The organism is Streptomyces sp. 4N124, assembly GCF_052245395.1.
In the GTDB taxonomy this organism is placed as follows: Bacteria; Actinomycetota; Actinomycetes; order Streptomycetales; family Streptomycetaceae; genus Streptomyces.
Map to the genome: position 1 here is coordinate 29,344 of NZ_JBQQBS010000025.1, position 12,063 is coordinate 41,406.

Below are 12,063 nucleotides of genomic sequence, written 5' to 3' on the forward strand. Positions count from 1 at the left end.
CATTATCGCGAGTATAGAAACGACCGAGGAGCAACCCATGACCACCGCCCCTGCCTCGCAGCCCCCCGAAACCGCCGCACGCCGGCGGCAGTCAGGCCCGCCCCTGCTGGCCCCCGTCCTGGCATTCGCCGTACTGACCGTCGCGTACGTCGTCGCCAACCGCTCCACCCCGCACCCCGACGCCTCGGGCCTCACGGTCCTGGACTACGCCCAGGCTCACAGCACCACAATCAAGGTCGGTGCCTTCCTGCTGTTCTCCTCCGCGGTGCCCCTGGCGATCTCGGCAGCGGTGCTCTACCGCCGGCTGCGCGCGCTAGGCATCGCCGCGCCAGGTTCGGCGATCACCCTGGTCGGAGGGGTACTGGCCGCAGGCGCACTGACGGTCAGCGCCATGTTCGCCTGGACCGCAGGCCGACTGCCCGCGGACGCGAGTTTCGGTCTCGCACGCGCCCTGGCCGACCTGTCGTTCCTGTCCGGCGGCCCCGCGTACGTGGTGATGTTCGCCTTGCTCATCGCCGGAGTCTCCGTGCCGGGCCTGCTGGTCGGCCTGCTGCCGCGTGCCGTGGCGTGGAGCGGACTGGTGCTCGCCGCCGTCGGGATGGTCTCCACGCTCACCCTGCTGGCATTCGGCTTCAGCTATCTCCTTCCCGTCGTGCGCTTCGGCGGCACCGTGTGGCTGGTCGTCGTCGCAGTCCTGATACCGCAGACCCGCCGCACGCCGCACCGGTAAAGACCCGCACGGGCCCCTACCGCCGCCCGCCTACAAGGAGCCCCTCACATGCTCAGCAACTACCCGGACCTGCAGGGCAAGACCGCCGTCGTCACCGGCGGATCACGCGGCATCGGCGCGCGTACCGCGCGGGCCTTCGCTGCCCAGGGCGCCGCGATCTGCGCGGTCGGACGAGACCATGAGGCCCTGGACGCGGTCATCGCCGACATCACCGACCGGGGCGGAACGGCCCTCGCCGTCGTCGCCGACGTCACCGACTCGGCAGCGCTCAACCGCGTGCGCCGGCAGGTCGAGTCCCACCTCGGCCCGGTCGACATCCTCGCCGCCTTCGCCGGAGGCCAGGGACACCCCACCGCCTCCACGGAACTGACCGAACAGCGCTGGCACGAGGTCCTCGACTCCGACCTGACCTCCGCGTTCCTGACCATCCAGGCGTTCCTACCGGGCATGCTCGAACGCGGCCGCGGCTCGATCATCACCATGTCCTCGGCCGCCGGCCGCCAGCCCAGCCAGGCCAACCTCGCCTACGGCGTCGCCAATGCCGGACTGGTCATGCTCACCCGGCACCTGGCCGCCGAGATCGGCCCCCGCGGAGTCCGCGTCAACTCCATCGCGCCGTCGTCCATCCGCACCGAGAAGGTCGAAGCCAATATGCCGGCCGACATCCAGCAGAAGGTCGCGGCCATGCATCCGCTCGGCCGCATGGGTACGACCGAAGACGTCGCCCAGACAGCCCTGTTCCTCGCATCCGACGCCGCCGCCTGGCTGACCGGCCTCACGGTGGACGTCACCGGCGGCCGCATCACCAACTGAGGCATGCCGGCGCACGCCGCCGACAGCCAGGAAGCAGTAACCGGCGCCGCAGCCAGCACCCCTGCCTCAAGCATCACTTGGAAACGGACATCAACCCACGAAACGCCCTCTGAGAGCTGCAGTCAGGAGCTCTGCGAGAAACTCGAAGGCGCCACCCGGCATCGCCCTTGCTCTCCGAGCCAGTGTGATCAGTAGTTGTTGCGGGTCAGGACGTTGGTGACGGCGCATAGTGGTGGGCAAGATTGGTGGCGAGGTCGCGAAGGTGAGCCCTGGCTTCGGTGGGGCCGTGCACAGTGATGGCGCTCCCGAACGGCAGTAGTGCTCGCACGTCCTCCAGATGCAGGAAGCGGATCGTTACCTTGTGGCCGGTGGCGGATTCTTCATGGTCGTCCCGGACGAGTCGTAGGCCGAAGATCCGTTGCGCTCGCTCGATCTGGGTCTGGTCGATGGTGGCGCTGACCTCTATCGCGTGGTGGTATTCCCACTGAGCAATGAGCGCTGCAGCGACGGTGGCCAGGGTCTGGCTCTCGCGGATCCGTCGTGGCTGGTCGACTTCTTTCCACGTCGTGATCCGTTCGAGTCGGTACATCCGTGGCACTCGGGCGGAGTCGGCGACGAGGTACCAGTTGCCGGCCTTGGCGAGCAGCCCGTAGGGATCCACGACCAGGTCACGGGGGCATGGCTCGCGTGGGCTGTCGTACTCGATCCGTAGCCGGCGACCGCGCCGCACCGGGCCGATCAGCGAAGCCGGAGTCGTGCCGTAAGTACGGGCCTGGAGCCAGGGACGGCTGTCCACGTGCACTACATCGGTGAGCGGCAGGAGCTCATCAACTCGACGTGGCTGTGCAGCGGCGATCTTGGAGAGCGCGCGCCGGCTTTCGACCGATGCGTCGAGCTCCGCACGTTGCTTCTCGTCCAGCCCGGTGAGCGACAGATGATCACGCTCGCCGGGTGTGAGTCGCGTGAGGTCGAGCCCGGACCCGGGCAGCATGGTCACGCCTCCGAGGCGGCCCCGTTGCGCGGTCACCGGCAGACCGGCGTCGCGGAGCCAGTTCAGGTCCCGGGTGACGGTTCGAAGGGACACCCCCAGCGCCGAGGCAAGTTCCTGTGTGGTCACGGCATTCCTCGATGCCAGGAGCAGCATCAGGGAGAAGAAGCGGTCTGGGGTCACACACCAAGCTTTTCAGGAATTGCGACATGATGCGGCGCATATCCCGGCCAGGCTGGCGGATGCGTACCTACCACCTGCGAGAAGGAAGAACCATGACCACATCCGTCATGTCCATCGTCTACGTGAACAACGCTCCCGCCGCAGCGCGTTTCTACGGAGACCTCCTCGGCATGAGCCCGTCGTTCGAGACTCCGGGATACATCACCTTCGACCTCGGGCCAGGCGCTGACCTCGCTGTGTGGTCCGGCCAGTTCGAGGATCTGTCAGCGGACGTCCCGCGTACCAGTGAGGTGTGTCTGGCCATCGACAGTGGGCCCGACGAGGTCAACGCGATCTTCAAGCAGTGGCAGTCCAAGGGCGTCACGATCCTGCAGGAGCCTCATGATGCGGGGTTCGGGCTGACCTTCCTCGCAGCCGATCCTGACGGGAACCGTATCCGCGTCGCACCGAGGGACTGACAGGCCGCAATGCGGCGGGCGCGCCCGATAGGTGTCGCGCCTGCCGTCGTCCGACTTCGAGAGGACGACGAGTGCCCCACGCGAATGCGCCCCTGAGCGTCGAGGGCCGTAGGCGGCTCCCTGGTTCGGTTCAAAGGTGGTCAGCTCCGGCTCAACACGCTGGACTTGACAGAGAAGTCTTACGTTGCGATCGTGCGGAGCTTGTCCAGCTGCTCCTGCCACGATCGAGAGTCCCAGGCCGCTGCCCCCGGGCAGGCCGCGTGAGTGGTCGCGCGGGACCACCACGCCACCCTCGTCACCGCCGCCCACGCATTCCTCACCCACCAGCGACTGTGGCCTGTTCGGTCCCACCCGGCGGCGGCCCTGCTGCCTTACGATGGCATCGCCTGCTCACTCATCCGCCATCGGCGGACTGCATCCTGTTGTGTGCCCGCAACAGATTCACCGCCGGGCGGTGGTCGTGCGTGCCCGGCGAACTGAGCGACTGATCGTCGGACTCGCCCTCATACGACAAGTCCAGTGAGTAGATCTCAAGCACGGCCTAGCTGCCGGGCCGTACAAGTCCGTGGTCGAAGGCGAATACCACCGCGTGGACGCGGTCGCGCAGGCCGAGCTTGTCGAGGACGCGGCCCACGTGGGTCTTCACCGTGGCTTCGCCGACGTGGAGACGGGCGGCGATCTCCGCGTTGGACAGGCCGCGGCCCAGCAGGAGCAGCACCTCGCGTTCGCGGTCGGTCAGGCGGGACAGGCGGTGGACGACATCGGGCGGGGGCGCAGCGGGGGTGGCACGGGCGAACTCCGCGAGCAGGCGGCGGGTGACCGAGGGACCGAGCAGTGCCTCGCCCGCCGCGAGCGTGCGGATGCCCTCGATCAATGTCTCGGGGGGACTGCGCTTGAGCAGGAATCCGTTGGCGCCCGCACGGACGGCAGCGAAGACGTATTCGTCCAGCTCGAAGGTGGTCAGGACCAGGACCTTGGGGCTGTTGTGCACTGCCGTGCCGACGATGGCGCGGGTCGAAGCGATCCCGTCCAGGACCGGCATACGGATGTCCATGAGGACGATGTCGGGTGTGGCCGCTGCCGCGAGCCGTACCGCTTCCCGGCCGTCGGCCGCCTCGCCGACCACGGTGATGTCCGGTTGGGTGTCCAGCATCATCCGCAGCCCGGCGCGCATGAGATCCTCGTCGTCGGCCAGCAACACCCGGATCACGGCAGCTCCTTCAGTGGGATCAGGGCGGTCACGTGCCAGCCGCCGTGCTCCGCGGCACCGGCCTCGAAGGTGCCGCCCAGGCGGGCGACGCGCTCACGCATGCCGGTCAGGCCGCGGCCTCCGGGAAAAGAGCTGGGCTCGGTCGGCGTGCCGTCGTCGGTGACCGTCACTCGTACCGCACCGGCGACGACATCGACGCGTACGACGGCATGGGCCGGGCGAGCGTGCCGTACGACGTTGGTCAGTGACTCCTGGACCACGCGGCGCACCGTCTCCGCGACAGCGGGAGCCAGCTCGCGCAGCCGGGCCGGGTCCGGCGGCAGCCGCAGATCAGCTGTGACGCCTGGTGGCAGTTGGTCGACCAGTGCGCGGAGCGTCCCTTCGAAGTCGTACGTCTCGGTGAGCAACCCCAGCACTCGGTCGAGGTCCGTCATCGCGCCGCGGCCCACCTCCTCGATACGGGACAGCGCCTCCCGCACCGGCGACCGGTCCTCGCCCAGGGAGAGGCGGGCCGCGCCCGCGTGGGTCACCATCACGGTGACCGCGTGTCCGACCGCGTCATGCAACTCCCGTGCCATCCACGTCCGTTCAGCGGTCACGACGCGCTCGCGGTCGCGGGCCCGCAGCGCCTGCACAGTCTCCCAGCGCGACCTTCCGGCGCGCCCGACGAGCCAGGCCACCGTGTGCACGGCGACGGCCGGGACGAACGCGTCCGAGTCGTCGGCCAGGACGGCGAGCACGGCGGCGACCGGCAACACCGCGATCTCCAGGGCGCGTTGGGGCGGACGGCCCTGCACGACCAGGGTCAGGGCGAGCGCGGTGGCCAGCGAGACATTGGTGACGGGCGCCCCGGATGCCGACGCCGCCACGGTGGCCGATGCCGCGGCCCACAGCGCGCATCCGGGTGCGTAGCGGCGACCCGCGATCGCCACGAACCACACCACCGCGCAGGTCCGTTCGACCACAGGGCCGCTCAGCATCGACGCGGTGTGGTCGGACGGCCCGATGGCGATGACCGCCGAGAGGTACGCGGTGATCAGGTCGAGCAGCATCCACAGCGGTCCGCGGTCGACGTCATGGTCGGGCCGCCATCGCGTACGTATCTCCCCCACGCAGGCCACGCTACGGGCGCGAGCGTGCGCGGCCGTCCCCCTCGCGGTGGACTTCGGGTCCACCCGTACGGGGACCGGCCCGCCCGGACCGGCTGACGCGCCTTGTCGTGTGCCGGGCCGAGCATCGCCGTATGACGACAACAACCCAACTTCCTTACCAGGCAGTGCCGGTGAAGCCCAGGCGACGCCGTGTGCTGCTGGCCGTTGTCCTGATCCCGCTGGGCGTTGTGCTGGGACCGGTCGCCGCGGCCGCCGCCTTTCTGGTCACCGCCACGGCGACACCCCGTATCCCGCTCCTCGTGGCCGCGGCGCTGGCGGCGCTGATCGTGGCCTGTGGACTGCCGGTGTACGGGGCCGTGCGCCGACGGGGCGTGACCGCCGCCGTCACCGCGGCCGTGTCACTGATCACCTCGCTCGCCGCATTTCTGACGGTGTTTCAGCCCTTCGATGTGGCTGCGCCGCAGCCCCGGTCCGAACCGACCGGCTACTGGAACCTGCCGACCGGATCACGGCTCGCCTATACGCTCCAGCGCGCCCAGGGCACCCCGCACCCCACTCCGGTGATCGTCCTGCACGGCGGCCCGGGTACCCCCGGAGACGGCCCCGATTCGGTGGAACGCGCCCTCGCCGCGCGCGGCTACGACGTATACGCCTACGACCAGCTCGGTTCGGGCCGCTCGAACCGGCTGGCCGACCCGACCGGCTACACGGTCGCCCGTCAGGTCGCCGATCTGGAGGCCGTACGAGTGCGGATCGGCGCCGACCGTGTCGTACTGCTCGGCGCCTCCTGGGGTGCGACGCTCGCCGCCGAATACCTGGCCGCGCACCCCGACCGGGTGACCCGGATGGTGCTCACCTCCCCCGGCGTCCTGTGGGCACCGGCGTGGCAGGACCGCGACGAGGGAGACATCTGGGACCGGCTCACGCCCGCGCAGGAACGCGGGATCGACGCCCTTGAGGCCAGTTCCCGCCTGGCGGCCTGGTCGCTGCTCATGGACGCCGATCCGCGCGCCGCCCACGCACTGGTCCCCGACGCCGAACTCGACCCCGTCTTCGCCAAGCTGTTGGCCATCGCCGCCCCGGCGGCCACCTGCCATCCCGGCCGACCGCTCAAGAACCTGCCGGCCTCGCTGCCCGGCTTCTACTCCAACCAGCTCACCACCGATGACCAGCTCACCGTCCCCGACCCGCGTCCAGCGCTGCGCCGCCTGAGCGTCCCGGTACTGATCCTGCGCGGCGCCTGCGACTACAAGAACCCCGCCATCGCCCGCGAGTACCGCGACGTCCTCCCGAATGCCACGCTCCGGACCATCGCGGGAGCGGGACACATCATCGACGCCGAACAGCCCCAGGTGTACCGACGAGCGGTCACCGGATTCCTCACCGCTCCCCCATGAGCGGCTCACTTCAAGCGAACCGGGATGTCGATGCGGACTCTGCGGCGCCTGATCCGGCTGTTCGGCCTCAACCGACACGACCGCGATGCGCTCGCTCAAGGCTGCCTATCCCGAGCGCACCGCCACGATGCCGCGGCAGGACCGTGCACACGCGTCGCTGCTGTCGGCTACTGCTCGCCCAGACCGGTGGCGTGTTGATCCACCTCGATGTCCGAGCGTCGTACGCCGGTGAATCGTGTGGGCCGGAAGGCCCCAAGGAGGTCCTGCTCCTGATCGGTTGAGATCTCGGCCGCGACCAGCCGTCCCAGAATCGGCGCCAGGGTGACCCCGCTGTGCGAGACGAGGCAGTAGACGCGGGACCGCGTGGAGGCATAGCCGGCGACGGTGTGGCCGTCCGCGGGCAGTGACCGCAAGCCGATGCGCAGGTCGATCTCCGGTGCCCGGCCCGGGTCGGGCAGCAGTGCGGAGAACCGCTGCGCGAGGGTGCGCGCGATGTCCCCGTCCGCGGACGGAGGGTCTGCCGGATCGACGTCGGCGTTCAGATCGAGAGCCTGCAGGACGGTATGCCCGCCGGCCTCGGGACGGAGGTTGAGGCCGGGGCTGTGGATCACACAGCGCAGGTCGAGTTGTGGTGACCTGGCGTACCCGAGCAGGCCGACGGTCTGCGCTCCGCGACCGGCATCCGCCACCATGGGAACGTCGATCCCAGCCCGTGCGGCGAGCCGTTCTGTCCAGCGGCCTGCCGCCAGGACGACTCGGTCGCCCGTGCGGACCTCGCCTCCGGCCAGGGTGACGGATACTTCGTCAGGCCTGTCGTCGATGGCTACGACTTCGCCGATCGCGCACGTGGCTCCGTGCTCCTCGGCGTCCGCCAGCAGGTTGTTCACGAAACGGTCCGGCAGAACGTATCCCTCGCTGGGGAAGTGCGCGATGGACGTGATGGCCGCCGGGATGCGGACGGCGCCTGCGATCCGCGCCGCTTCGTTGGGGGTGACCCAGTGTGCGGGGTAGCCCAGCGCCTGCAGTCGTTCCACGTTGTCGGCGAGCCGCCGCTCGTTTGCGGCGTCCGCCCACTGCAGCGCCCCGCTGGGGAAGTACGAGGGTGCGCCGTCCAGTTGCGCGGCGAGCCTGGTGTGCTCCTCCATCCCCGCGAGGTTCAGCCGGTGGTAGTCCGGGTCGGGCTTCCGGCTGGAGTTGGTCCAGGCGAAGGTGGTCGCGGTCGTACCGGTGCCGGCTCCCCGCTGATCGAGCAGGAGAACGTCCTCGCCGGCAATGGCAAGCTGCCTCGCGACGCTCACGCCCAGCACGCCGGCACCGACGATGATGACCTTCATTGTGTGCGCATTTCCTTTCTGGCAGCGGCACGCTCGACGCTCGCGAGGACCTCGCCGGTCGGCCGGGACCGCGCGACGCAGGCCACTAGTGTCGGAGCCGCGGGAGCGCGCTCGCTGGAGTCGTCGAGTCCTTTCCGGCGGTGCCGTTATCGGGGCAACGAGACCGCCGCCCGCTCGACGGCGGCGAACGGGCTGAGGTGGAGCCACTTCGGCAGGGCACGGCAGGCGGTGTGGTCGCCGGTCATGCGCAGCGCTTCGTCGCGGAGAGCCGCTGACCAGCTCATGTCGCCCATCCAGATGCGGGTGAGGGTCGGCACGTCGGTCTCCAGCCACACACTGATGGGGAATCCGGGGTCGGTGTCGCACACGTCCGCACCGGCGGACCGGGACAGGACCAGCCACCAGAGCTGCTGACCGGTGGGCGCGTCATGGAATTGGAGCTGTACTGTAGCTGCGCGCTCGGGCATGCGTGCCGGTCGGGAGTCCCGGCTGATGTCGAGCATCAGGAGTACAGGGTCGAACTCGTCCGGGCGCAGCTCCTGCATCCAGCGTGCGCCCCACGCGCCCATCTGCTCCAGTAGCGGCCGCAGTTCCTCCCCGGCCGGGGTGAGGCGGTAGCGGGGCTCGTCGTCGATGAGGTGGCGCTGTACGAGACCGGCCCGCTGCAGCTCGCGTAGCCGTGTCGCCAGCAGCGACGGCGACACCCGGGGCAGGCCGCGATGGATGGCGTTGAACCGGTCCTCGCCCCAGAGCAGTTCACGGATGATCAGGAGCGTCCACCGTTCGGCGAGGACCTCTGCGGCCCGGGCGACCGGGCAGTACTGGCCGTAGCGCTTCATTGGGGCCCCGTCCTCTTCGCGCGGTTCGGACGTCGCCGCTACAAAAAACGTACTAGGCCGGCGGTGGCGCGTCCCCCAGTCTCAGGAATGGCTACAGAACACGCCCCCGAGGAGGAGCTACATGCCTGGTAAAGCGGTCATCAGCCTGACCACCGGCCTGGAGGACCCCGAGCGGGTCACCGTGGCGTTCCTGGTGGCCGTCGGTGCGGCGGAAATGGGGCGTCCCACGCTCATGTTCCTCACGAAGGAGGCCACCCGGCTGACCATGGACGGCGTGGCGACCGGCGTCGCCTGCGACGGCTGCCCGGCGCTGGCAGAGCTCGTGGCCCGGTACGCCAAGGCGGGTGGGCGCTATCTGGTCTGTCCCATTTGCTTCGACGCGCGCAAGCTCGACAAGCAGTACCTGATCGAAGGGGCGGAACTGGGTGGAACCGTCCCCATGTGGCAGTGGATCGGCGACGAGGGCGCGACCACCTTCAGCTACTGACGGGGCGGATTCAAAACGACGCCACGGACGCACCGGAGCCGCTGACCGTCTCCGACGGAACCAGGGGCAAAGCACGAGGGGGACGAGTACTACTCCAGCGAGAACATCGCCGGCAGCAAGCACTTCGGCGTATGGTCGCTCTCCCAAGCCGCCCGGCGTGCTTCGGAACCACAGAATGGCCAACCGACCGAGCGGTCCCACAAGCGTCCATCGAGTTTGAAGTCGCCAACGAGGCGGCTGACGCGGCTGCGGGCAGGGAACTCGAGGAGCGTGGGTTCCCGCTGCCGCACCCGGCCTGCACCGAACCGTGGGGCCAGACGATCGCGCGGACCCTGAGCGAGGAAGGACTGATCATCGGGGTGTCCTACGCGCCGTGGCTGCACGACACGTGACGATGGCGAAATTGGGAGTCCTTGTTAAGAGCTGTGGATGGAGTGACGCGCGTTCCAGCCGATCATCCCTCGTCCAGGCACAGGCAGAAGGGGTGTCCGGCCGGGTCGAAGAGCACCCGGACGCTCTCCTGCGGCTGGAACTCCGCCAGCGTGGCGCCCAGGGCCACCGCCTCGGCGACCGCCGAATCCAGATCGCCGACCTGGAAGTCCAAGTGCATCATCGGGCGCTGTCCGCCCTCGACCGGAGGCCACACCGGAGCCCGATAGCCGTCCGCCTGCTGGAACACGAAGAATGGCCCCTGCGGAGAGGCGGCGACGATGGCCGTGCCCGGCTCCTCGTGCCCGATGTGCCAATCGAGGAGTTCGGCGTAAAACTTCGCCAGGCCGCTGGGGTCCGGCGCCTCGATCGCTGTTCCCCACCACATACCACCGGTTCGAGATCTCATTCCGGCAGCCTGCCTCATGATCCCGTGCTTGTCGTGCGTGAAGGGTGATCAGGCTGCGGTGGCCTCAGGGCGTTCGACTAGGCGTCGCCGAGATATCGCTGCACCAGACTCCACTGCTGGGGCCGCGCTGTCCCGACTGCATACTGGATCGCTTCTGTCAGATGGCCGATGGCCGTCCCAGAGCCCTCGCCGAGCACCATGACGGCACAACTGGCTGCGAATCCACCGTGATGCAGCCAGTGGCCGCGAAGGCGGAGGAGTGGTAGCCGTCCCGTGGTGATGACCGGCAGTCCGCGAGCGGGAGGGGGCAGGGGTCGAACCTGCACAGCCGAAGCGGGGTCTTTACAGGGCCTTGGGCTCGCCGACGCCCAAGACGCATGGCTCGGCCACCTCGATCCGGCTGGACCACCGTGACAGGAAACAGTCAGTAATCAGGAGCCGGACTCATCCGCTGAATACGCACCCCAACATGCAAGCTCACCAGTATCAGCCCCCGTTCCAGCCGGCCGTCTCACTCCCCACGTCCAGGCACTTGCCGATGTGCCGGGCACAGTCTGGTGAGTAATCGTCGCCCGTGCCCTTGAACTCGGCACACCGACGGCTCCGCCTCGATCGTCGACGGCACGAAAGTGCCGACCGAGGGCGGAGTCGTCGGGTGTGGGCTACGGCACGAAGGTGGTCCGGTATGGCCCCGTCACGAGCGACGCGTGCGGCGGCTCGCCGCGTACATCGCCCCGGCGCCGAGGGCCACGATCAGGGCCGCACCAGCCGCGATCAGACCGGTCGGCGCGCTCGAACCCGTCTCCGCCAACGGCGGTGTGCTGTCGCTCGGCGTCGGCTCCGGGGTGGTGGGCGGCGTCGACTCCAGCGGGGGTACGTCCGGGGTCGTGGGCGGTGTCGCGGAGGGCTTCGGAGTGGTCGGCGGGGTCGTCGCCTCGGTCGGGGGCGGGTTGTCCGCGGGAGTCGTGGGGGTGGCGGGAGCGCTCGGCGTCGGCTCCGACGGGGTAGGGGTGGGCGAATTGGGTGTACTGGGGGTGCACGGCTTCTCGCCACCGTTCCACGCGGCTATGAGGTGGTAGGGAGTGATGACGCCGTCGGGCTGGTAGGGAGCGGGGCCGTGCCCTTCGCCCGTCCCGCCGTCGTAGGTGATGTCGTCGCCGTACAGATCGATCTGGCCGTAGCAGTCAGGCGTCTTCACGGTCAGCTTCTGCCAGGCCCGCTGGGCATCGTCCGGAGCCGCGACGTCGGCGGCGGTCAGGTAGACCGTGGCCTTGTCGACCAGGGACTGTCGGCCGGAGGTGTACCAGTTCGCCCCTTCGGCCGTGTATTCGGCAAGGGAGACCGGGTACTTGCAGCCGTCCCCGACGCTCTGGCCCGGAGCCAGCCGGACCTCGACGGTTTCGGGGACGGTGTCCCAGGCGTGGAACCCGCCCTGGGAGGTCCAGTCGGCACCGACGACATTTCCGTCGACGCCGACGATGCGGTACTGAACCGTGGCGGATTGACACCCACCGGACGGCGTGGCGCTTGCCGCTCCCGCCCCGATCACGGGGACCGCGACGGTGAGAAAAGCGGATGCGGCGAGCGCTGCCATTGTCCTGGATTGTTGCGAACGCGACAAAGTAGGCCTCTGTGGATCGAAATGTGTGGGAGGTGGCTGAGCGCGAGCGCCGA

General features: G+C 69.2%; 12 protein-coding genes. 5 read left to right on the plus strand and 7 right to left on the minus strand.

The genetic code is table 11. The annotated features are described in order from the left end of the window. Positions 1-37 precede the first annotated feature (37 nt). Together ACTWQO_RS24565 and ACTWQO_RS24570 are read left to right on the plus strand one after the other, a co-directional pair. Positions 38-730, plus strand: coding sequence for a DUF4386 domain-containing protein (locus ACTWQO_RS24565; protein WP_443239510.1), 693 nt, complete (start codon positions 38-40; stop codon positions 728-730). A 48-nt stretch (positions 731-778) separates the two neighbouring features. Further along, positions 779-1,543, plus strand: coding sequence for an SDR family NAD(P)-dependent oxidoreductase (locus ACTWQO_RS24570; protein WP_443239511.1), 765 nt, complete (start codon positions 779-781; stop codon positions 1,541-1,543). 205 nt (positions 1,544-1,748) lie between these two features. Here the strand turns inward: ACTWQO_RS24570 and ACTWQO_RS24575 are convergent, their stop codons facing one another. Beyond that, complete coding sequence (locus tag ACTWQO_RS24575; protein ID WP_443239512.1) at positions 1,749-2,714, minus strand: helix-turn-helix transcriptional regulator; 966 nt, start codon at positions 2,712-2,714, stop codon at positions 1,749-1,751. Positions 2,715-2,806: 92 nt separating this feature from the next. Here ACTWQO_RS24575 and ACTWQO_RS24580 point away from each other — a divergent pair, with 92 nt between their 5' ends. Then, positions 2,807-3,172: a VOC family protein gene (locus tag ACTWQO_RS24580; RefSeq protein WP_443239513.1), complete on the plus strand. Its 366-nt coding sequence runs from the start codon at positions 2,807-2,809 to the stop codon at positions 3,170-3,172. A gap of 541 nt (positions 3,173-3,713) precedes the next feature. On the opposite strand, the gene ACTWQO_RS24585 is transcribed toward ACTWQO_RS24580, so the two are convergent. Both ACTWQO_RS24585 and ACTWQO_RS24590 read right to left on the minus strand, forming a co-directional pair. Further along, positions 3,714-4,382 (minus strand): response regulator, encoded by a 669-nt coding sequence (locus tag ACTWQO_RS24585; RefSeq protein ID WP_443239514.1) that lies wholly within the window; start codon positions 4,380-4,382, stop codon positions 3,714-3,716. Beyond that, the gene (locus ACTWQO_RS24590; RefSeq protein WP_443239515.1) at positions 4,379-5,494 is read right to left on the minus strand and encodes a sensor histidine kinase; all 1,116 of its coding nucleotides are present in this window, start codon (positions 5,492-5,494) and stop codon (positions 4,379-4,381) included. Before ACTWQO_RS24590 ends, ACTWQO_RS24585 begins: the two co-directional genes overlap by 4 nt. A 131-nt stretch (positions 5,495-5,625) precedes the next feature. Between ACTWQO_RS24590 and ACTWQO_RS24595 the strand changes: the two genes are divergently transcribed. Beyond that, positions 5,626-6,891, plus strand: a complete 1,266-nt coding sequence (locus ACTWQO_RS24595; RefSeq protein ID WP_443239516.1) for an alpha/beta fold hydrolase — start codon at positions 5,626-5,628, stop codon at positions 6,889-6,891. Positions 6,892-7,058: 167 nt separating this feature from the next. On the opposite strand, the gene ACTWQO_RS24600 is transcribed toward ACTWQO_RS24595, so the two are convergent. Both ACTWQO_RS24600 and ACTWQO_RS24605 read right to left on the minus strand, forming a co-directional pair. After that, complete coding sequence (locus ACTWQO_RS24600; protein ID WP_443239517.1) at positions 7,059-8,225, minus strand: NAD(P)/FAD-dependent oxidoreductase; 1,167 nt, start codon at positions 8,223-8,225, stop codon at positions 7,059-7,061. A gap of 146 nt (positions 8,226-8,371) precedes the next feature. After that, positions 8,372-9,064 (minus strand): winged helix-turn-helix transcriptional regulator, encoded by a 693-nt coding sequence (locus ACTWQO_RS24605; protein WP_443239518.1) that lies wholly within the window; start codon positions 9,062-9,064, stop codon positions 8,372-8,374. Positions 9,065-9,185: 121 nt separating this feature from the next. Here ACTWQO_RS24605 and ACTWQO_RS24610 point away from each other — a divergent pair, with 121 nt between their 5' ends. Further along, the gene (locus tag ACTWQO_RS24610) at positions 9,186-9,551 is read left to right on the plus strand and encodes a DsrE family protein (protein ID WP_443239519.1); all 366 of its coding nucleotides are present in this window, start codon (positions 9,186-9,188) and stop codon (positions 9,549-9,551) included. 454 nt (positions 9,552-10,005) lie between these two features. Here ACTWQO_RS24610 and ACTWQO_RS24615 read toward each other — a convergent pair whose 3' ends face one another. Then, complete coding sequence (locus ACTWQO_RS24615) at positions 10,006-10,389, minus strand: VOC family protein (RefSeq protein WP_443239520.1); 384 nt, start codon at positions 10,387-10,389, stop codon at positions 10,006-10,008. A 694-nt stretch (positions 10,390-11,083) separates the two neighbouring features. Continuing rightward, entirely contained in the window at positions 11,084-11,983 is a 900-nt protein-coding gene (locus ACTWQO_RS24620; protein WP_443239521.1) for an LAETG motif-containing sortase-dependent surface protein, read from the minus strand. Between the last annotated feature and the right edge of the window lie 80 nt (positions 11,984-12,063).